Source organism: Ligilactobacillus ruminis DSM 20403 = NBRC 102161 (assembly GCF_900113455.1).
Taxonomy (GTDB): Bacteria; Bacillota; Bacilli; order Lactobacillales; family Lactobacillaceae; genus Ligilactobacillus; species Ligilactobacillus ruminis.
The window spans coordinates 11,909-33,795 of the sequence record NZ_FOPI01000008.1 but is presented as its reverse complement, the minus strand read 5'-3'; the positions used below and the strand labels follow the sequence as shown (position 1 = coordinate 33,795).

The following is a 21,887-nucleotide window of genomic DNA, read 5'->3' as shown; positions in this document are numbered from 1 at the left end:
CTTACCAGTTCATTCAAACAAAAAACACTGCCGTCCTCTAATAGGACGACAGTGCCGTGGTACCACCTAAATTGGGCTTTAATGCCCCGCTTTAATTCATGTTAACGAACTGATATCCGGTCAGACCTACTGTTGGTTCAGTCCGACAGCTCACAAGCTACAATTCAAACGACGAGTAAAACGTTCCACCAACCCGTTTCTCTCTTTAAATCGTCATGTCTGAACCCTCTTGTTCAAAGCTTATACGAGTATTTTAGCCTTGTTGGCACAGTGCGTCAAGCTAAAATTAAATTTAATCATGCAGAATTAAAGCAATTCTGAAAATGCCTGTTCGGAATCATTTAAGAAAGAATCGCCAATTTGAATATTCGTCACTTTAACGCCGTCCAAAGCACGCTGAATCAATCCATCGACATCTAAGCGGCTTTCGTAATAGCGCGCGCGATCAATTTTCGGCTTCGTCTTCGGAGCAGGAGGAGCGAAAACGGTACAGCAATCCTCAAACGGCATGATTGACAGATCAAACGTATCAATCTTTTGAGCAATCTTGATGATTTCATTTTTATCCATTGAAACAACCGGCCGCAAAACAGGCATCGTCGTCACATCGTTGATGGCCGCCATACTTTCAAGCGTCTGGGAAGCAACCTGTCCCAAAGCTTCACCGTTAAAAATTGCCAGACCACCGCGTTTTTTGGCTAATGCCTCCGTTAGCCTGAGCATGAACCGTCGCTGAATCGTCATCAGATATCCGGACGGAACGTCATGTTTGACCGTTTCCTGAATTTCGGTAAACGGAACCTCGATAAACTGTATTCTTCCAACGTAAGGCGTCAGCTTGGCTGTCAGTTCCTTGGCTTTGTTCAAAGCCTGTTCGCTCGTATATGGCGGACTGAAGAAGTGAACCATTTCAATATCAACGCCGCGTTTCATTGCAAGATAGCCCGCAACCGGCGAATCAATGCCGCCTGAAAGCATCAGCATTGCGCGTCCGGCGGTGCCGACAGGCAGTCCGCCGGCCCCCTGGATCTTTTCATGAGACAAATAGATGCCGTCGCAACGAACTTCGACTCGCAGCGTAATATCCGGATTTTTCATTTTAACCTTGAGTCCTGGGACGTTTTGAAGCACGTATCCGCCGATCATTTCATTCAATTCGTTCGTATCATAGACAAAATGGTGATCGGAGCGTCTCGTATTTACTTTGAACGTCATTCCGTCGAAGAACTTTTCGTTGATCATTTCAACGGCTTTTTCCTTTACAGCTTCGACATCGCGTTCGACCCTGACCGATGGTGAAAAATTCTGAATTCCAAAAACCTGTTTTAAACGTTCGATGACTTTGTCGGAATCCTCACCGTTCAAATAAATGTGCATTCGATCACGATGTGCCTTGACGACCAATTTCGGAAAATCGTGCATTGCGGAACGCACGTTGAATCCCAAACGGTCGATAAAGTTTCGCCTGTTTTTGCCTTTTGTTGACAGTTCGCCGTAACGAACCATAATTTCAGTATATTGCATATTGTTTCCTTTCAATGATTTAAGAGTTGATCATCCGAAATTTTTCATATAATTCATCAAAAACATTGTTGAATTCTTCCGCCTCTTCAAGCGTATTGTTTTCATCAAGACTGACTCGAACCGCAGAAGTTGCAATTCCGTCATCAATTCCAATCGAACGGAGCGTCGATGAAACCGTATGTTTCTTAGATGAACATGCGCTTGTCGTTGAAATGTAAATGTCATTGTCTTCAAAAGCATGGACAATCGTCTCGCCCCTGACGCCCTTGATTGCAAAACAAAGCACGTGTGGGGCAAAATTCTTGTCGCGTCCGGAAAAGATGACTGCTTTGTCGAATTTTTCCACGTGATCGTAGATTTTTTCTTTAATTTTTTGCTGACGCTTTGAATATTCGTCCTCATTTTCGACCACAAGTCTCAAAGCCTTTGCCATTGCCGCAATCGCAGGCAGATTTTCGGTTCCGCTTCGCAGATTTTTTTCCTGTCCACCGCCCGTCAATAGCGGAGCAATCATTCTGCCTTCTTTTTTATACATGAATCCAATCCCGCGCGGTGCATGAAATTTGTGACCGGAAAACGACATCAGGTCAATCCGCTCATTTTTAAGCATCTTGCCAAGCCCCTTTCCGACCGCCTGAACGGCATCGACGTGAAAATGAATTTTAGGATAGTCTTTCAAAACTTCAGCAATCTCATCAATCGGCTGAATAGACCCAACTTCATTGTTGACTGCCATGATTGAAACAAGAATCGTATCTTTCCTGATTGATTTTCTCAAATCCTCGCAGCTGACTCGTCCTTCCTTGTCAACCGGAAGATAGGTCACTTCAAAACCCAGCTTTTCCAATTGTCTCATCGTATTGATGACTGCAGGGTGCTCAACGCTTGACGTGATTAAATGTTTTCCGTAAATATGCTTTTCAATGGCAGTTCCTTTGATTGCCCAGTTGTCGCTTTCAGTCCCGCCGCTAGTAAAGAAGATCTCATCTTGCTTTCTTCCGATCAAATCAGCAACCTGCTTTCTTGCCTGTTCAAGCAGATTAAAGGCATGTTCTCCCAGATTATGCAAAGATGAGGGATTGCCCCAAACTTTTTCACAAACCGTCTGATACGTTTGCAAAACTTGCGGATCTATTTTTGTCGTTGCACTATTGTCAAAGTACATTTTCTGCATACCCTCTCTTTTACATTGACATTCCTTTTAATTCTAACCAATCAACTATCAAAATACAAGCAAAAAAGGATGACGCAATTGTCACCCTTTATAAAGCAAAATTTCCGATTTTCATGCATCTAACTTTGATATTTGCTCTTTTTCTTATAGCTTGCTTCAATTCTGCGATACGAGTTTTCATCGACTTTTTCCAAAATATGCGCAATCGTGTCAAGCGATTTTATGTAATCGCACTTTTCAAACAGGCTGATTGCTTCTTTTTGTGCATTGGCCACTTCTTCTGACTCGCCTCGATATCGATTGGCATACTGGATGCACTCCTGGGCCAATGTTGACGCATCGATTATTTCCTGAGTCTTTTTCTCCAAAACGTCAAGATCGGATTGAGTATTGATCAAATCATGCTCAATCTGATCCATGTCGACTTGAATCTTGCCCAAATCGTTTGCCAAATCAACGATTTCAGCTGAAACTTTCAAGAAATACTGCTGATATTCATTGGAAAGACCAGGCAAGTTGAGGTTGTCGATTGATCGTTTCAAACGATGCATTTCAGCATCAAAATTCTGAATGGCTCGTTTTGCATCTTGTTCATCCTTGAAAAGCGATGCCACGCTGTCGAAAATTTCTTTTTGTCGCTTTTCAATATTAGCCAGATCCTTCAAATTTTCAAGCATCCGCGAGTAATATTCGGAATAACAGATGCTCATTTCTTCATCACGGTTCTCATAGCCCTGATACCATTTTTCGATGCGTTTCAGCATATCGTCCAAACTATGCGCGTTTTCGGGTTCATTGTGATTGAATACATAATTCATCGAAAGTCGATCCAACTCTATCAGCAGTTCTCGTTCCTGTTTGCGAGCGTGTTCCATAAAGTCTTTGAAATAGGAAAGTCGCTTGTCAAAGCGAAGTTTGGCATTATATTCTTTTTCGATTGCATCATACAGTTTTTCGATATTTTCATAAATTTTGTTGTCGAGTAATTCGCAATTTTCAACTTCGATTTTTGCAAGTCCTTCATCAAGTCGTTTTATTTGGTCATCCGTTTCAGAAATGACCTTTTCAGAGTCAAACTCAAACTCATAGCGTTCTTCTTTCATCTTTCTGATGGCTTCTTTGATTTCTGTCATCTGTTCCGGATAAACGTTCTTGTAGTTCTTATAAATTGGCGGAATTTTATCAAGAGCTGTTTCAAGCACGTGCGTTTTTTGACGAAGTTCTGAGAGAATTTCATCCGTTTTCTTCAAATCGCCCTTTTCAAGCACCTTCATATAGTCTTCAAAAAGATTCTCAAGATTTTGCATGCTTGATTCCAAGGCATCAATGCTTTGACCATACGAAAAATTTTTTGTCAGCAAAATCTTTCTGATCCTTTGATACTTGTCTTTAAGTTCCTTGACTGCTTCCTGATGACTTTCGGCCTGTTTTTTAATTCGTGAAACCTTTGCTGCCAGTTCACGGTACTGAGAAATTGCGTCCATGGTCTTTTTCCTGGTTGTTTCAAGCCCCGTCTTAGACAAAAAAACATGATATCCCTCAATCTGTTCATCAATTTCATCCAATTCCTCGATAATCTCCGGCAAACGTCGATTCATCAGATAATGGTACGATTTATCCATGTTTTCAACTTCCGTCAGACTTTCGCCTGAAAGAGTCATCCGGCTGAGATTGGCAAAATCCGCATCCAATGACGCTTTTTCAATGCTTTCAACTTGATTTCTTACCTCTTCTGCCTGCATCTTATATCGTCGTTTGAAAACCATTGCTGCAGCGTAAAGCACCACCGCCAAGGCAATGATCGTCATTAAAATTGCCATCATAATGTGAATTCCGCCCCTTACTTTCAAATCATCGAATTTGCATTTAAATACAATTGCTTATATTATAACATATGATACATAAAAAATAACCGCTTGGAGGCCTCAATAATTATGACCGATAATCTGTTGTCGAAACAACTTGACGCGCTTTTGTTCAATGAGCATAACCCCGTTTCAAATCTGGCAAATGCGTCGGCGCTCCTGTACAGTAGCTTAAAAGACGTCAATTGGGCCGGTTTTTACCTTTATGACGAACAAACCGATTCATTAGATCTTGGACCGTTTCAAGGGAAAGTTGCCTGTATGCACATTAAAAACGGCACCGGTGTCTGCGGAACTGCATTTTCACAAAGAAAAGCCCTGCGCGTCGCAAACGTCCATGAATTTCCGGGACACATCGCATGCGACTCTGCCTCAAATTCTGAGATCGTCATTCCTTTGATCAAAGACAATCAAATGATTGGTGTGCTCGACATCGATTCGCCTTCAAAAAATCGTTTCAGCAAAGAAGACGAAACGGCACTTTCCGGATTTGTCGAAGTCTTGCTTAAAAACACAAAATGGTCTTGACACAAAAGATTCAATCTGATACGATGTCAGTTGTGTAAAATAATGCAGCAGCGAGCGGTAAGAACGTCAACATTTCATTGCCGTTTTGGTTCGTATGAGTAACCCTTCGGCTGCAAGGGTGAAAATCGCAAAATGAAATGCACGAATACTAAACTCGCACGGATTATTTTACTCCAAATTATTTAATTGGAGGAATTTTAAATGTCTCGTTATACAGGTCCTTCCTGGAAGGTTTCACGTCGCTTAGGCATCTCCCTTTCAGGCACAGGCAAAGAATTAGCACGGCGTCCTTACGCACCAGGTCAACACGGTCAAAACAACCGTCGCAAGCTTTCCGAATATGGTTTGCAATTGCGTGAAAAGCAAAAGCTTCGCATGACGTACGGTTTGTCAGAACGTCAATTTGCTAACCTTTTCGTTAAGGCTGGCAAGATTCGCGAAGGCAAGCACGGCGATAACTTCATGATTCTTTTGGAACGTCGCCTGGACAACGTTGTTTACCGTCTTGGATTAGCTACGACACGTCGTCAAGCTCGCCAATTGGTAAACCATGGTCACATCACGGTTGATGGCAAGCGCGTTGACATTCCGTCATACGAAGTAAAGCCTGGCCAAGTTATTTCCTTGCGTGAACGTTCAAAGAACCTTCAAGTCGTTAAGGATGCTTTGGAAGCCGTTGTCGGTCGTGCACCATTCGTTTCATTCGACGAAAACAAGATGGAAGGCTCATTGGTACGTCTTCCTGAACGTGAAGAACTCGATGCAAACATCGATGAAGCTCTTGTCGTTGAATACTACAACAAACTTTAATTTTCAAAGTGAATTTGTTGAAACGGTCCTCTTTATGGGGGCTGTTTTTTGTTGTCTGAATTATCTTCTTCATGTTACACTTTAGAATGAAAACAAGAAAGAAGGTTGAACGATGTCTGATGAACTACAAAACCATATGAACAAGGGAATGTATGGAACTCCCCAGATTAATCCTGACGAACGCCGCAAATACCTTGGAACTTTTCGCGAAAGAGTCGATGTCGTCATCACGTTTGAAGAACTAAACAACCCGGAAAGTTTGCTTGATTTGTCACAAGAAATGTCGATTCATCCGGACTTCCGCCTGATTATCAACGGTCAGGTCGATGCAGCTTCTCTTTCCAAACTGGTCAAGCTTGCAAATGATCACGGCATTGATTTCACTGCAACGTCCGATCACAATCTCCCGAATGATTCAACCGATTTCGCGGTTGTTTTTTGCGACAAGACTCAAGCCATTCACAAAGAAAAAATTGATATTTTTGAGTGCTACCCTAAGAAAACGGAGAATTCGTCTCATCCTAAGCATCGTTCTCTCCTGGAAAGACTTTTCGGCTAAAAAAGAGACTGGGAGAAAAAAGCCCCGTTTCCGGCTTGAATTAAACATAATGCCGGACATAGTACAATCCGCTTGAGACTGATTTTGTCCAGCTTTTTTCAATTTTAATACATGAAAACAAACTTTTTTGCTTATTTCCATCGTAGCATGGGAATTGTCATGAATACTAACTAAAAACCCGAATGATTGCAACTAACTGCAAATCATCCGGGTTTTTAGTTTGAGGCATAATTATTCCAAGCCTCTTTTTTACTGCATCATAACGATTTTTTTTGCGATATTTTGATTTCCGATCAAGAGCACGTTTTCGTGCATCGAAAGTTTCGGAGTTGCATGGGCACTCAAGAAAATCAATGCCTCCGGATGGTCGGCATCATATCTTTGATAGATATTTGGAATCACAATGTCAAGCGCTCCGTCATGAAGTCTCAACGCCTTGGCCAAACGGCAAAGCTCATCCAGATAGCTTGAATCAATTTCATCGAGAACTTCCAAGCTGCGGTTTCCGGTCCCGCTTGTCGCATCATAACGAAGCAAAACCTCGTTTCCGCGCCCTGGTATCGTCTCAAGCGTCACTCCTTGAACATCCATCGTTTCTTTTTCGGAAGGTCCGATGATGATTTGGTTTGTCTTGTCAGACAAATTTTTGCTGTCGATCAACTGTTTGATCGTTCTTCTTCCGTCACCGACGACTCCCGCAGGCAAGCGTTCGATTACGCTTAAAATTCGATCCTGGAAAAATAATGCCCGATAAACGGACCCTGGAACCACCAGTTCGATCATCGCCTTTTTCCCATCGCGAATGATGCGTGAAACAGCATCCCACAACTCTTCTTTAGTCGGTGCCAACCTGAACAGGGAGGCTTTTTCATCTGAAGGACCTTCAGCATTTTTGACAGAAACGGCCATTCCTTTGACGCGCGGAAAAATCTCATCAAACTTTCTGCGATTGCCGACGATGTAATCAGACAAAACGGTGAAACCGAACTGTTCAACGAATTGTTTGGCAACCGATTTTTTATCCCAGATTTCTTTCATCAGCGCGCTGTCTGAACTTGTCTGAATCCCGCTTTTGATCATTTTGGAGCCGATTTGCACGATATTTGCTTCAGGAATTACCGGCTGATATGAAATTCCGTTTAAAATTGACTCTTCAATCAAACGAGCGCTTCCGTCGTCAAATCCGGTATCTAAAACCTCATTTTGATTTTTTTGCATCAAATTTATGCCGTAATCAAACAGGCTTTGGTTTCCTTGCAGCCTGATCAGTTTTGCGGCCGGAGTATTTTCCGGTTCTTCAATCCTTATTTTCAAAGCATCAGAAACGCTTTGCATCTTTGAAAAGCCCAATTTTTCTCCAAAGCGCAAAATGTCCTGCATAAACAAGCGGGCTTTGGTAACCACGTCCGATTTAGCATAGGGACTTTCTTTTGCCACATTAAGGCTGAAACTTCTTGAATCGTTTAAAATGCTTTCATCAACGTTTTCGGTCATTAAAAAATACCCTGCCATAAGCTCTAACGTTGAAATCATGAGCGGAGTCACTCCTAAAATGCTGCGTGGATCATAATCTACCGTTTCGATCTGCAGATAATGAATTCCTTGATCCTTCATTTCGTTCAGATCTGCATAGTTTCCGTTCGGCATGATTCCGTCCGGATTTGTTCGATCAGACGTTTCAAGGTATTTTTTGAGACTCAAGTAATTTAAATTGTCCGCCTGTTTTTGGACAACAGGATTTATGTTGTTTGAAGCGGAACGTTTCGGTGAACTTTTTCCCTCGACTTCACCCGCTGCAAAATCATACGGAGTTGCTCCAAAAAGGTATTCCAAAAACCACCTTTTTGAGACAAAACCGCGCAAAACTTTCATATAAACCTGATTTCTGAAGGTCATATAAGAAATTTTGCTTCGCTTAAACTCAGATTCGTAAAGTTCCTTGAACAACCCTTCCGGAAATCGCAAAAGAATTTTAGGGTCAAGTTTTGAATCTTTTTTAATTCCGCAAGAAAAAGGCCATAAATAAGCATCGTCTCCGATTGCTTTTCTCAGCGTATGCTCTTGAAGCTTCATGTCGAAGAAAAGTTTTGATGCCGAAAGCCATGAACGAGTGGTCAGCTCGACTACCCCCTTTGAAACTTTCAAATAGGGATTGTCCTTTTGCTCAAGCTCTGCATTTCCAAGCGATCCGTCTCTTCTGACGACCTGACGCGGCCTTGAAACCTTCCATGCAATATTAAACAAAGCCCCCGTCATTTTCTCTTTTTCAATTACATTTCCGATTTCGTCAAATTTCACGATTCTCATCCTTTGCAAAAATTGTTATCTATATTATACCAAAACATGCAGTTTTCATCACTATCATGTCTCTTTAAGTTGTCTTTCGAACAAGCGTTGGCGTAAAATATAAGCATAAGGAAGTGATTCGATGAAACCACTCGCATTTCGCATGCGTCCAAAAGACATTGACGAAATCGTCGGACAACGTCACCTTGTCGGAGAAGGCAAGATTATTCGCCGAATGGTTCAGGCAAAACTTTTATCATCAATGATTCTTTACGGTCCTCCCGGAACAGGCAAAACCAGCATTGCAAGTGCGATTGCCGGTTCGACGAAATATGCTTTTCGCATTTTAAATGCAGCGACCGACTCCAAAAAAGAGCTTGAACAGGTTGCGTTGGAGGCAAAAATGAGCGGAACGGTCATTTTGATGCTCGATGAGATTCATCGCCTGACCAAGCCTAAACAGGATTTTTTGTTGCCGCTGCTTGAAAGCGGCAAAATCATTTTGATTGGCGCGACAACAGAAAATCCTTATATCTCCATCAATCCTGCCATTCGCAGTCGAACGCAGATTTTTGAAGTCCAAAAACTTTCGGAAGAAGATATTAAAACTGCCATTAACAGGGCTCTCCAAGACGATGAGCGCGGTCTCGGAAAATACCATGTCGTATTGGACGATGATGCCATGATTCACTTGGAGCGGGCAACGAACGGCGATCTGAGAAGCGCGCTGAACGGACTGGAATTGGCCGTAATGTCAACGCCAACGGATGAAAGCAATCATGTTCACGTCACGCTTGAAATCATTGAGGAATGCATTCAAAAAAAAGCGCTCACGCATGATAAGGACGGTGATGCGCATTATGACGTGATTTCGGCATTCCAAAAATCGATTCGCGGTTCCGATACGAATGCGGCCTTGCACTACATGGCCCGATTGCTTGAAGCGGGCGACTTGATCAGCGTCATGAGAAGATTGCTGACCATTGCCTATGAAGATATCGGATTAGCCAATCCCCCTGCCTGTTCAAGAACCGTTTCTGCCGTGCTCGCAGCTGAACGATTGGGATTGCCTGAAGCACGAATTCCTTTGGCCGATGCCGTAATTGAGCTTTGCATTTCGCCAAAATCAAATTCAGGAATTCAGGCAATTGATGCTGCTCTTGACGATATCAGAAAGGGCCACGGAGGTGAGGTCCCAAATCACTTGAAGGATGCTCACTATAAAGGAGCAGAAAAACTCGGTCACGGGACGAGTTACAAGTATCCACATGACTATCCGCATGACTGGGTCAAACAACAATATCTTCCCGATTCCCTGCTTGACCGCACCTACTACGTTCCAAAAGAAAACGGTCGTTACGAACAAGCTTTGAAACAACAATATTCGGCATTGCAAAATTCCAGATGGCGCAAGTGATTTGTAATTATTCAAAACCTATGCTAAGATGAAATTGGAATTCTGAAGTGTACGTGTCGTCCTATCGTATGGTTGACCGAACAACTGATATATTTGTGACCGGATCTCGAGGCGGCTGGCAGACCATTTCACTTGGCGTCCAAAAAACCTCGGTATGGACACTTTTTCCTGCATAAACGCGGGTTCAACTGCAAGGACTTAAATCGGCACCATCGGATTTTCACCGGCCAAAGTTTTTGCTTTGGCCCTTTTTTAGACAAAGACTTAACTGAGGACTTTTACAATGCAAAATATAGCAACGGCTTTATTCATCGGCCTTGGCCTAATCGTTGTTTTTTTAGGTTGGTACGTTTTTAGCCACAGAAACAAGCCCGTCATCATTTTTCATCCGGAAAAAGATCGATCGCTTTCAAAAATTATGTTGGTTTTGGGAATCGTCCTGATTATCTGTGGAAGCTTGAGTATTATTTCAGCTTTTACCACACTTGTGATTTTCAAAATCATCCTCCTGATCTGTGATGCCGTTTTTGTTTCAAGCCTTTCCTTTTTGATGCTTGCGTACTCAATCGGCAACTGATGTTTATTGGCGCTTTTGTTCACAAAAAAGTGAGCGTTTTCACTTTATTTTTCCGTATAAATAAAGTAAAATAAATATGAAAGTAAAGAAAGGGTGAGTCAAATGTTACAAAGATACAAAAACATTCTTGTTCCTGTCGACGGGTCTCGCGAAGCTGAATTAGCATTCAAGAAAGCCGTTTCTGTCGCAAAAAGAAATGGTGATGAAACGACTCTTCATTTAGTTCACGTTGTCGATACGCGTGCTTTCCAAAATATTTCAAGCTTTGACACGGCAATGGTGGATCAAGTAACCGAAACCGCCAAAAAGACAATGGAAGGTTACGTTGAATCCGCCAAAGCAGACGGTGTTAAGAATATTGACTTCACGGTTGAATATGGCGCTCCGAAAGCCGTTATCGCAAAAGACATTCCTGAAGATCAAAAGATTGATTTGATTGTTATCGGTGCTACTGGCCTGAATGCCGTTGAACGCTTGTTGATTGGTTCGGTTACGGAGTACGTTACGCGTACGGCTCCATGCGACGTTTTGGTCGTCAGAACTGATCTCGATAATAAACCGGCACTTAAAAAAGATGCCAAATAAGCTTAATCTTTGACGTACAGAACAGAAACCTTCTTCTGGGTTTCTGTTTTTTATGATATTCTTGCCTGACAATCAATCAAATGATCATTGACGATTCCGACAGTTTCTAAAAAACTGTAGATTAAAACAGGCCCGACCATGATAAAACCTCTTTCATGCATCTCATCCGAAATTTTTCTTGACAACAAGGTTTGTTCTGGAATCATCTCTGCATGAAGCCACTTATTGTCAATTGTTCTGAAACCGGTATAACTCCAGAAAAAATCATCCAATGTCTGCCCATTTGCGCGCATTTTTTGACTGACCGTCGCATTGCAAACAACGGCTGAAACTTTCTTTTTGTTTCGAATCATTTTTTTATCGCAAAGAATTCTTTCGATTTCTTCTGGTGACATCTGCGCAACTTTATCAATTTCGAAATCATGAAATGCCAAGCACAAATCATCTCGCTTATCAAGGATGGTACCGTATGACAATCCGGCCGCTAAGACGGAAAGACTCAAAAACTCGAAAAGCTTATTGTCTTCATGAACGGGTCGACCCCATTCTTCTTCGTGAAATTTTGACAAATTTGCTTTATTCAATCCCCAAGGACAACTATTCATTCAAACACCCCTATTTCAGCATAGCGTAACTATTAATAAAACATCCTAAAGAAAAATCATCTTTTGTTGCCGTTTTTAAAAAGCGTTTAAGCTTGCTGCCGTTGTCGGTAATAACGCCATCGGCACCGATTGCGCAAGCGCGAAGACAGTCCAGCTTGTTATTGACGGTCCAAACATAGACCTTCTTTTTTTGGTCATGCGCAGCCTTGATAAATGAGCGATTCATCGTTAAATATTCGATTGAATAAAAATCAATCGCACCTTTGGGCATTGAAAAAATTTCAAACGGCAAAACGTACCCGCACTTTAAGCGTTTTTCAGATTTTTTTACGTTGGCAATAATCTGATAGTCCATCGAATGAACCATGTCGCCGTGATCGATCATCGAATCAGCATACAAATGACAGAATTCAGCAGCCAAATCATAATTATCATGTTCATCCGTTTTGATTTCGGTAATCAGCGACTGTTTGATTTGATGAGCTGCTTCAAGGTACTGACTATATCCTGAAAGATATGCGGCATGACCGCTTTCTTTTACTTTGTGCCCTATCAGATCACCCAAACTAAGATTGTTTACTTCACGTTCTTTTCCTGAAGAATTTGCCAACATTGCATCGTGAATAACGACGAAACGTCCATCCACCGTCTGTCTGACGTCAAGCTCTGAATAATCAGGAGAAAGCTTTTTTTTCGAATCCTTAAGCGTTGGAACGGTATTCGGGACACCGTTGTTTCCGTCGGACCCACGATGCGCAACTATTTTAAAATCGCTTTGAAGATTCGGAACAAGTGAATTTTTGACAAATATCAACTGCACGACGGCCGCAATCAAAAAGCAAATCGCAACAGGCCCGCTGATTTCTGAAACACGTGAATCGAACGAACGATTTCCAAAGTAAAGCTGAAAACACGCCATTTGATACATGATCAGCAAAATCCACTTAAGCATAAGAATCAATATTTCCCAAAGAAACTGCGCATTGCCAAGCAAATTCTCGCACAGCCAATATCCGATCGCAAAAAGAAACGCTGACCAAAAGATAAATTCCGTTTCCAATAATAATATGCGCAAAAAAAGACGTTTACTTTTTATTTTTTTTGAAAAAAATACCCCGACGGTTTCATCAGACACGGAACAAAAAAGCCAAATCATGCCAAAGAAACAACAGACAACTATTAAAATAAACTGCCTTCGATGATCAAAAATCGCATTTTGAATCGCAATCGGGATTGGGATTTGCGACAATGCTCGAAATATGAACGGCATCCCCCTCCAGCTCAAGCTGAGCAGACTGACACAAACGAAACGAATGAGATGCCTTCTCTCAGGTCTGACGTCGCCAAATAAATATGCCGTTGTCAAATCCAGAGCCAAAAACAAAATCAACAGCAAAACAATAAAAAACATGCCATCAAATTTAAGCGACAGCATCATAAACATCCATAATAATGACCACAATAGCGCCAATTCAGGACGTTTGTCCAATTTTGCAGTTAATTCTCTTAAAAATGCTATGCCGTTCGTCAATCGAAACACCCCTGACTATTAATTACTAATATCTTAGAAAAAAAGAGCAGTCAAGTCAAAAAATTTCCTTGAGATTTGTCAAAAAACTGTCCTTAAATGCAAAAAACTCTGGGAACCCGCGATTCTCAGAGTTTTTTGCAAATATCCGATTCTGACCACTAAAAATCGAATCGATGACTTATCTGTTTACTTTTTATCTTCGTCAGTCAAAAGACCTTTACCGAGTTTTTCTGATCCAAGTTCAACAAAATCATAATGAAGTTTGGCATTGTCTTCAAATTCATCAAAGGCCAACTGAATCAAACGGTCGAGCAGATCTTTATAGCTGATGCCGGAAACGGCCCACAATTGCGGATAAAGCGAAATATTCGTAAATCCTGGCAAAGTATTGACTTCACCGAAATAAGGCACGTCATTTTCATCAACAAGGAAGTCCATTCGTGCAAGTCCGCGATTTCCAAGAACGCGGAAAGCATCAAGTGACATCTGTTGAATCTCTTTCGTCAGCTTTTCTGGCAATTCGACAGGAATTTCGAAAACGACGCCTGACGCATCAACAAACTTGTTGTTGTAGTCATAAAACGCATCTTCTGCAGGAATGCGGATAGCGCCAAGTTTTGATGCCTTGATGTCACGATTTCCCAAAACGGAGCATTCGACTTCACGCGGATTGGCAATCGTTTCTTCAACCAGAACCTTGAAATCATAATGGAATCCGTCTTGAATCGCCTTATCGAATTCTTCTTTGTTTGAAACTTTGTAAATTCCGACGGATGAGCCTTGACGAGCAGGTTTGACGAACAACGTTTCTCCAAGTTCGGCAGCACATTTTTCATAAGTATATTCAGACTGGTTCTCCGGTGTAACGACAACATACTTCGTATTGCGAATGCCATGATACGTCAAGAGCTGCTTCGTCAGATCCTTGTCGAAGGAAACTGCCGAAGAAGCGATGCCGCTGCCGATATACGGCTTGTTAAGCAAGCGGAATAAACTTTGAACCGTTCCGTCTTCACCCATATTTCCGTGAATGACCGGAATGAACAAATCAATATCCTTGACTTCTGAAAGGCTTTGAATATTAGCCAAAGGATTTGAGAAATCAACATCTTTAATTGCTTCTGCCACAACGGCATCTTCAGGCTCGCCGTCAAAAATTCTCATAGAATCTTTGTTTCCGAGCAAAAATCCTTGCTTGGTGAACATAAATACCGAAACTTCGTACTTATCTTTGTCCAATGCATCAAAAACCGTGTGAGCGGAACGTTTTGAAACGTCGTGTTCTGATGAATTGCCGCCAAAAAGCAAAGCAATGTGTAACTTCTTTTCTGACATAATCTTAAATCATCCTCTGTAGATATAAATTTCTTATACGGCCATTTTTATTATACAATAAGTATTTGATTAAAGCACTAAAAAATTTCCATTTAACACCTATTACGATAATACATGATATCTTCTGCGATGTCACTCTTTTTGTTACCGCTTTATGTCAAAGACTTCAAATGCCCTCACTGCATTTCAAAAATTCCATTCAACTTTGCATCTTTACAAAAAAGTTACTTTATGTAATATTTTTTCTGCTATGATTAAGTAGTAGACATAATTAAATAGGGGTGATTTTGTGGCTGCAAACAAACTGTACGGCATTATTTACATGTCTCCGCTCAAATTGAAACTGAATATCATCGATCTTAAAACGCAAGAAATCATTGAAACGGCAAGCTCGGCCGTTTTCGTTCAGGAGAAGCACAAATCTTCAATTTATCGACATGAACTTAAAAAAATCGTTGCTGCTCTTGACGGCTTTTTGCAATTGCTAAAAGACTATCATGTTGCTGATTATGATTTTTGGGCCAATCAGCAGCTCGTTGACGATGTTTCCGCTCGCTATCTGAGCGACCAGATTTACGTCAGAACCAAATTAAGCGTCAAATGGCTCAATACAAGTCAGATTACATACTACAAAACGATTGCAACGCTGGAATGCTCAAAACGCTTTGAAGATTTGAGCAAAGATACGATTTATTTGATGAACATTGGATCTGCAACAATCACCCTTTCAAAATTCAGTCATCAAAAATTCCAAACCGCATGGAATATCGCAATCGGCTATCAGGAATTGGACGATATCACAAAGGAACTCCAAAATATGGCCGGAAACCCCGTTGAGGTCGTTAAAGACTATATAGACAGCAAATTTGCGTTCCTGCGCCCTGAATTTAACAAAGAAAATGGGAACATTCACGTGTTCGTTCAAGATTCGCTTGTTCTCAACAAACTAATGGACACTGATGAGGATGCCAAAGCTCTTCAAAGCATTTCCTTAAAAGATTTCAATACGTTCGCCGATGAGGCAATCGATTCTCCGGACCAGTTTCTAAGTCAGCGTCTCGGAATCGATGAAAGCCTGGTAAACAGGATTGTTCCGGATATTTTGCTTGTCAGAAAACTTTTAAAGCTCGCCGGTTCAAAAGAGCTTATTTTGACGAATATGTCCGTTCCGGACGGAATTGCCATGCAAATCAGAAATGAACTCGGATATCTTGACATCGATCTCAACGACGTAATTCTTACCTCTGCTGAAAATCTTGCCAAAAGATATCTTACAAACGAAAAACATCGCAAAAGCACCGTTAAATTTGCCCTCCACCTGTTTGACCAGTTAAAAAAGCTTCATCGTCTTGGCAAACGTGAGCGATTGCTCCTTCAAATCGCATCTTCACTGGACGACATCGGCAATTTCATCAATTCGCACGGGCATTACCGCCACTCTGCCTATATTTTACAGGCAACGAAGCTGATTGGCCTTTCTGATGAAGAAAATAAAATCATTGCGGATATCGCTCGTTACCACTCGGTCGAATCCCCTGCATTTGAACAGGCACACTATCGTCACATCGAAGCGGATTCGCAAATTATCGTCGCTAAATTGGCTGCCATTTTGAGACTGGCAGACGCATTGGATGATTCCGGCAAGCAAAAGATTCAAAAAATCTCGGTTTCTTTAAAAAAAGATTCGCTCGTTATCACGGCCTCTTCTTCACACAACCTTGCCCTTGAAAAATGGGCTTTCAACCACAAAGCCAAACTGTTTGAAGAAGTCTTCGGAATCAAACCTGTCTTGAAACAACGGAGGATTGGAAACAATGGCTAAAAAATTTTCTAAAAATTCATATTTCAAAAATCGTGAACTAAGCTGGATTGACTTTAACGGCCGCGTTCTCGAAGAAGCAAGAGACGCGGACAATCCGCTGCTTGAGCGCATCAATTTTCTTGGGATAACTCAAAGCAACGTCGATGAATTCTTCATGGTTCGCGTCGCATCGCTCAATAAGCTCGTGTCAGTCAAAATCAATGATACTGATCCATCGGGCATGACCCCGAAAGAACAAATCGATGCAATTAATGAAAAAGAACACGATATGGTCGAAAAACGCTATTCGACGCTCAATCGCTCGCTTTTGCCGCTGCTTGAAAAAAACGATATCTTTTTGCTGAAACCAACCGATTTAAATGAAGAACAACAGGATTTCATCAAAAATTATTTTGAAGATGAACTCTATCCCGTTTTGACCCCGATGGCAGACGATTCTTCAAGACCGTTCCCGTTCATCAGCAACAATTCGCTCAACCTTGCAATTATGCTGAAAAATGCAGAGAACACCGGCAAATTGTTTGCAACTTTACGCATTCCTGACGTTTTTTCAAGAATCGTCAGGCTTCCGGGTGAGAACAATGATTTCATTTTGATTGAAGATATCATCAAAGAATACATCGGGCAGCTTTTTATCGGATTTTCAGTCGAAGAAACGGCAGTCTTCAGAGTAATTCGCGACATGGATCTTGATGTCGCCGAAAAAGACTCTTCCGATTTGCTGCGTGCCGTTCAAAATCAGCTTAAAGAACGTGAACATGGCGGCGTGGTACGCCTTGAAATCGAAAATACGATCGGGGACGTTTTGAAGAAACGCCTGATCAAAACGCTGAAAGTCGACAAAACTGCCATTTATCTCATCAATGGACCAATCGATCTGACGTTTTTGAAAAAGTTGCCGCGTCTTGTTTCAGGACACGATGATTTAAAATACCCTGCATTTAAAAAGCATCTTGATCCAAGCCTGTCAATGAACGAAAATATCTTTGATTCAATCAGAAAAAAAGACTATCTGCTGCAACACCCTTATGATTCGTTTGATGCCGTAACGAACTTTATCCATCAGGCTGCCACGGATCCGAATGTCTTGGGCATCAAGATGACCCTTTACCGGGTTTCCGGCAATTCTCCGATTATCAAATATCTGGGAATGGCTGCCGAATCCGGCAAGCAGGTTACCGTTCTCGTTGAAGTCAAGGCTCGATTCGATGAAGAAAACAACGTCAGATGGGCAAAACACCTTGAGAAAATGGGATGTCACGTCATCTACGGGCTGATAGGTCTCAAAACACATTCTAAAATTGCACTCGTCATCAGAAGAGATGATGACGGAATCAGACGCTATCTTCATCTGGGAACCGGCAACTACAACGACGTTACCGCCAACTTCTACACGGACATGGGGCTTTTGACGTGCAACAGAGATATGGGAATCGATGCTTCCAATCTTTTCAACATGCTTTCAGGTTTTTCCAAACCTCCTTACTTCCACCTGTTGCGCAATTCCCCCAACAACATCCGCAAGTTTATCAATGAAAAAATAGATGATGAAATCGATGCTGCCAGGAATGGACGTCCTGCTTTCATCAAAATGAAGATGAACTCTTTGTCAGATCCCCAAATTATTGAAAAACTTTATGAAGCCTCCTCCTTCGGCGTTAAAATTCAACTGATCATCCGTGGCATCTGTTGTTTAAAAAACGATATTCCGGGCATTTCCGAAAACATTGAGGTTCATTCCATCGTTGGTCGTTTTCTTGAACATAGCCGCATCTATTATTTCTACAACAACAGAAACGAAGACATCTACCTTTCCTCAGCAGACATGATGACACGAAATCTTAATCGTCGCGTTGAGCTTCTCTTTCCGCTGATTCAGTCCGACACAAAAAAGCGCGCAATTGCAATCTACAACGAAATGTGGGAAGATAACATCAAGACTCGCATTCTTCATGGCGACAAGTTCAGCCGAATCGATCGTCGCGGACTGATTCCGAACAACTCGCAGGAAAGGTTCATTCAAGATGCAGAACAAAAAAATGCGAGACTTAAAAAAATGAAAAAGGAAGCCTTGAACGGTCAGAACGCTTTTCAACCAATGACAAAACACGAAGCAGGCCTTCCTTTTGAAAGCGAGGAAGATGATTGATGGAAAATTACGTTGTGATTGACCTTGGTTCCAACTCAGTCCGTTTGCGAATCACGAACATTGCAGATGACGGAACTCTCACCGTTACGCATCAACTAAAAGAGTACGTTCGGCTTTCGGAAAATATGGGTCAGGAAAAGACTTTAAAGCAAGAACCAATCAAGCGGACACTGCAGGCCTTGAAATCTTTTAAAGATATCTATTCAAAATTGGAAAATCCAAACGTCAATGCCATCGCAACTGCTGCCGTTCGTCAGGCAGCCAATCAGAAAGATTTCTTAGATCTTGTCAAAAAAAAGCTTGATCTTGAATTTAACGTCATTACCGGCGAACGCGAGGCCTACCTTGACTTTTTAGGCGTTACCAAAACGCTACCGGTCAAAGATTGCTTGATTATGGACACTGGTGGCGCAAGTACCGAGCTTATTTTGGCAAAAAACGGTCAGGTCCAAAACCTGATCAGCCTCCCGTTTGGTTCGGTCACTATTTCTGCCGCCCATCACCTTGACGACAAAATTTCAGCTCGCCATCTTTTTGATGCCATGACCAGTGTTGAAAAGGAACTGACCAACGTCGATTGGCTGACGGAAGCACATAAGATTCCGCTGATCTGTCTTGGAGGAAGCAACCGTACTTTAGCCAAAATTGCCAGAAGACGCGAATTTCAGGCTGATAATCTTCCCGAACTTCACGGATACCGTCTTCCTTCAGATAAAGCATTTGAAATTGTCGGTGACTTGATCGATATGGACAAGAAGCAGCGTGAAAGCGTTCCTGGTCTGGCAAAATCCAGAGCCGACGTCGTCGTTGGCGGATTAACGCCGCTCGTTTTGATTCTGAGAACTTGTCATATCGACGAGATACTCTTTTCAAATCATGGCTTGCGAGAAGGAAGCCTGTTTGAATATTTGGAAAATAAAAAACAACTATCTTGGAAAGTACGCAAATGAGGCTTGAAAAAAAGTATGTCTCAAATTAAAAACCCGGATAATTTGCACCAATTGCAAGATCATCCGGGTTTTTGCGTATGCGTGACAGTCGCCTATGGTGGACAAAACGAATCAGTAAATTTGACTTAGATTTTGACCAGATTAGTTGAGCGGCACTGTATTTGTCAAAAAGAGTCATTTCCCGCGTGTCAAAATTGAAAAAATGCCGGACAAAGTCAGTCTGCTTGCGACTTCCTTCGTTCGGCAATTAGTTTGATTCAAGAGCAAACGGAAATTTTTTTCGTCTTCATTTTCTAGCAGGTCCTCAGTTCAGACTTTCAGATAAAAAATATTTCTTTAATCCAACTCAACAATGGCGTTTCTGTTTTCGATCGTCTTCAGCATTCTGTCCGGCATATCGCCAAATTTTTCGCGTTCATGCGTAACATGGAAACGACAGATATTCAAAGCACAAAGGAACAATAGGCAACGCTGCAATCCGGACCCTGGAACCTCAAAGTCGCAAACTTTCTTGTAACCTTCGATAAAGCTTGATCTTAGTTTAGGATTCTTAACCTCATTGTAAAAAAATTTAATGAAATCTTCATATGCAACGCCGACAGAAGCCCATTCAAAATCAATCAGAACTTCAGAATCCTTATAACGCTTAATGTTTCTCAAGCTGAAATCTCCGTGCAAAACAACATGCGGCAACTGTTTATATTCTTCATCAGCCTGATCAAAATCCGGTCTCAAAATTTCCATGGCCTTTTTGACGTCTTCTTCATATTTGGTATTCTTTAAGCCGTCAGCGGCATTTAAGATTCGATTGGACAGCTTCGTCTTCGTATAGTCTGCAACAAGCACCTTGTCAGTAACTTTTTGATGAAACCTTGCCAGCATCTCCCCGTATTGAGCTGCCCGCTGTTCATCAACCGGCTCAGCATCCGTATCATGCAACTCACGATCAATTAAAACAACAATATATTTGTCGCCAAAAATCACGCTGTCAAGATATATCTCCGGACAGTAGACCTGATTGACGTTTTGTTCTGCATAAAACATTTCGCTTTCAGTGAAAATTTTTACGAACAAATCTTTGTCAAAACGAACGCTGTGCCCAACAAGATGCTGATTGCCGGCAATGTCGTGTATCTTCTTAAAATCTGCTGCATAATAGTCGTTTAAAAATTCAATCAGCATAAAAATCCCACCTTAAGATATCTTTAACTTTAATTTTAAGAAAACATCTCAGAATATGCAAGCTACTATTTGCCTTTCAGAGCCATTGCCTGCAAAAAAGCGGTCGACAAAATCAAAACGGCCCCCGCTGTCTGAAAAGCCCCCAAAGTCTCATGAAACCAAATCACCGATAAAACGTTGGCCGTCAAAGGCTCAAATGCGCTCAGCATCCCGGTCGTTGAAGCCGGAATGTATTTTACGCTTTGAAGATAGCACAAATAGGATGCCATCGTCCCAAAAATGATGATATATGCAAACGATCCCACAGTAAACGGAGTTATTGAAGGAATCTTCGTGGTCAAAATCAGCGGCCAAAACAAAACGCTGCCGATAACCATTCCCAATCCCGTCACGAGACGCGCATCAAACTGCTCAAGCAGCCGTCTTGGAATCAAAGTATAAGAAGCTTGACTGACGCCTGCCATGATTCCCCAAAAAATGCCCGCAGCGGATAATGCCAACGTGCCGATTTTTCCGTTCGTAACGATAAGAATCGTTCCCAATACCGCAATCATCAATGAAATCACGTCGATTCTCCGTGGAAGCTTGCGATACTGAATCGCAAGACAGACAATGATAAATACAGGGCCTAAAAACTGCAGAATCGTTGCGGTCGCCGCATTTCCGTATCTGATTGCCAAAAAAAAGGTCAATTGCGAAGGAACCATCCCGAAAACAGCAAACAAAATCAGCAAAATCAAATTTTTCTTTTTAAAAATTTCTTTATGCTGCTCTTTATCAGTCACAATACCCCCCCAGACCGATAGCAAAATTCCTGCTAACAACAAACGTGCACCAACCAGCCATAACGGTTTAACGTTTTGTGCAAACAATGCTTGTGCAAGCGGACCCGAAATTCCCCAAAACATCGTTCCGATAATTGCAAGCATGATTCCCTGATTTCTCTTAGACATTTCTCTACCTCGATAAATTTGTTTATATGCAATTC

The 21,887-nt window shown here is 41.8% G+C and carries 18 protein-coding genes and 1 other annotated feature; of the genes, 9 read left to right on the top strand and 9 right to left on the bottom strand.

Annotation, left to right across the window (positions count from 1 at the left end):
- Positions 1–38: 38 nt before the first annotated feature.
- Positions 39–246, bottom strand: a binding site (T-box leader).
- Between the two features lie 60 nt (positions 247–306).
- From thiI to BMZ95_RS03060, 3 genes are all read right to left on the bottom strand, one after another.
- Positions 307–1,524, bottom strand: coding sequence for a tRNA uracil 4-sulfurtransferase ThiI (thiI, locus tag BMZ95_RS03070; protein ID WP_014073744.1), 1,218 nt, complete (start codon positions 1,522–1,524; stop codon positions 307–309).
- 19 nt (positions 1,525–1,543) lie between these two features.
- A complete protein-coding gene (locus BMZ95_RS03065; RefSeq protein WP_014073745.1) occupies positions 1,544–2,698 on the bottom strand; it encodes a cysteine desulfurase family protein in 1,155 nt (384 codons plus the stop codon).
- Between the two features lie 119 nt (positions 2,699–2,817).
- On the bottom strand, positions 2,818–4,521 hold the full coding sequence (locus tag BMZ95_RS03060) for a septation ring formation regulator EzrA (protein WP_014073746.1): 1,704 nt from the start codon (positions 4,519–4,521) through the stop codon (positions 2,818–2,820).
- A 111-nt stretch (positions 4,522–4,632) separates the two neighbouring features.
- On the opposite strand from BMZ95_RS03060, the gene BMZ95_RS03055 reads away from it, so the two are divergent.
- From BMZ95_RS03055 to BMZ95_RS03045, 3 genes are all read left to right on the top strand, one after another.
- A complete protein-coding gene (locus tag BMZ95_RS03055; RefSeq protein ID WP_014073747.1) occupies positions 4,633–5,091 on the top strand; it encodes a GAF domain-containing protein in 459 nt (152 codons plus the stop codon).
- Between the two features lie 201 nt (positions 5,092–5,292).
- A complete protein-coding gene (gene rpsD / locus BMZ95_RS03050) occupies positions 5,293–5,901 on the top strand; it encodes a 30S ribosomal protein S4 (RefSeq protein WP_003694425.1) in 609 nt (202 codons plus the stop codon).
- Between the two features lie 112 nt (positions 5,902–6,013).
- Positions 6,014–6,460 (top strand): YueI family protein, encoded by a 447-nt coding sequence (locus BMZ95_RS03045; RefSeq protein WP_014073748.1) that lies wholly within the window; start codon positions 6,014–6,016, stop codon positions 6,458–6,460.
- 249 nt (positions 6,461–6,709) lie between these two features.
- Here BMZ95_RS03045 and BMZ95_RS03040 read toward each other — a convergent pair whose 3' ends face one another.
- Positions 6,710–8,767 (bottom strand): hypothetical protein, encoded by a 2,058-nt coding sequence (locus BMZ95_RS03040; protein ID WP_014073749.1) that lies wholly within the window; start codon positions 8,765–8,767, stop codon positions 6,710–6,712.
- A gap of 121 nt (positions 8,768–8,888) precedes the next feature.
- Here BMZ95_RS03040 and BMZ95_RS03035 point away from each other — a divergent pair, with 121 nt between their 5' ends.
- The 3 genes from BMZ95_RS03035 to BMZ95_RS03025 all read left to right on the top strand — a co-directional run bounded on the left by BMZ95_RS03035 (position 8,889) and on the right by BMZ95_RS03025 (position 11,325).
- Complete coding sequence (locus BMZ95_RS03035; protein ID WP_046922060.1) at positions 8,889–10,163, top strand: replication-associated recombination protein A; 1,275 nt, start codon at positions 8,889–8,891, stop codon at positions 10,161–10,163.
- Between the two features lie 283 nt (positions 10,164–10,446).
- Positions 10,447–10,740 carry a hypothetical protein gene (locus BMZ95_RS03030; protein WP_014073751.1) on the top strand — a complete coding sequence of 98 codons (294 nt, stop codon included), beginning with the start codon at positions 10,447–10,449 and terminating at the stop codon, positions 10,738–10,740.
- Between the two features lie 102 nt (positions 10,741–10,842).
- Positions 10,843–11,325, top strand: coding sequence for a universal stress protein (locus BMZ95_RS03025; RefSeq protein ID WP_003694453.1), 483 nt, complete (start codon positions 10,843–10,845; stop codon positions 11,323–11,325).
- Positions 11,326–11,375: 50 nt separating this feature from the next.
- On the opposite strand, the gene BMZ95_RS03020 is transcribed toward BMZ95_RS03025, so the two are convergent.
- The 3 genes from BMZ95_RS03020 to BMZ95_RS03010 form a co-directional block, all read right to left on the bottom strand.
- Positions 11,376–11,930: a DNA-3-methyladenine glycosylase I gene (locus BMZ95_RS03020; protein WP_014073752.1), complete on the bottom strand. Its 555-nt coding sequence runs from the start codon at positions 11,928–11,930 to the stop codon at positions 11,376–11,378.
- A gap of 10 nt (positions 11,931–11,940) precedes the next feature.
- Positions 11,941–13,470 carry a glycerophosphodiester phosphodiesterase gene (locus tag BMZ95_RS03015; protein WP_046922059.1) on the bottom strand — a complete coding sequence of 510 codons (1,530 nt, stop codon included), beginning with the start codon at positions 13,468–13,470 and terminating at the stop codon, positions 11,941–11,943.
- Positions 13,471–13,647: 177 nt separating this feature from the next.
- Positions 13,648–14,796: a D-alanine--D-alanine ligase family protein gene (locus BMZ95_RS03010; RefSeq protein ID WP_014073754.1), complete on the bottom strand. Its 1,149-nt coding sequence runs from the start codon at positions 14,794–14,796 to the stop codon at positions 13,648–13,650.
- 289 nt (positions 14,797–15,085) lie between these two features.
- Between BMZ95_RS03010 and BMZ95_RS03005 the strand changes: the two genes are divergently transcribed.
- From BMZ95_RS03005 to BMZ95_RS02995, 3 genes are read left to right on the top strand one after another with little or no spacing between them, the layout of a single operon-like run.
- Positions 15,086–16,618, top strand: coding sequence for a hypothetical protein (locus BMZ95_RS03005; protein WP_014073755.1), 1,533 nt, complete (start codon positions 15,086–15,088; stop codon positions 16,616–16,618).
- Positions 16,611–18,767: an RNA degradosome polyphosphate kinase gene (locus tag BMZ95_RS03000; RefSeq protein WP_046922058.1), complete on the top strand. Its 2,157-nt coding sequence runs from the start codon at positions 16,611–16,613 to the stop codon at positions 18,765–18,767. Before BMZ95_RS03005 ends, BMZ95_RS03000 begins: the two co-directional genes overlap by 8 nt.
- Positions 18,767–19,717: a Ppx/GppA family phosphatase gene (locus tag BMZ95_RS02995; protein WP_014073757.1), complete on the top strand. Its 951-nt coding sequence runs from the start codon at positions 18,767–18,769 to the stop codon at positions 19,715–19,717. Before BMZ95_RS03000 ends, BMZ95_RS02995 begins: the two co-directional genes overlap by 1 nt.
- A gap of 336 nt (positions 19,718–20,053) precedes the next feature.
- Here BMZ95_RS02995 and BMZ95_RS02990 read toward each other — a convergent pair whose 3' ends face one another.
- Complete coding sequence (locus BMZ95_RS02990) at positions 20,054–20,899, bottom strand: phosphotransferase (protein ID WP_046922057.1); 846 nt, start codon at positions 20,897–20,899, stop codon at positions 20,054–20,056.
- A 65-nt stretch (positions 20,900–20,964) separates the two neighbouring features.
- On the bottom strand, positions 20,965–21,852 hold the full coding sequence (locus BMZ95_RS02985) for a DMT family transporter (RefSeq protein WP_046922056.1): 888 nt from the start codon (positions 21,850–21,852) through the stop codon (positions 20,965–20,967).
- Between the last annotated feature and the right edge of the window lie 35 nt (positions 21,853–21,887).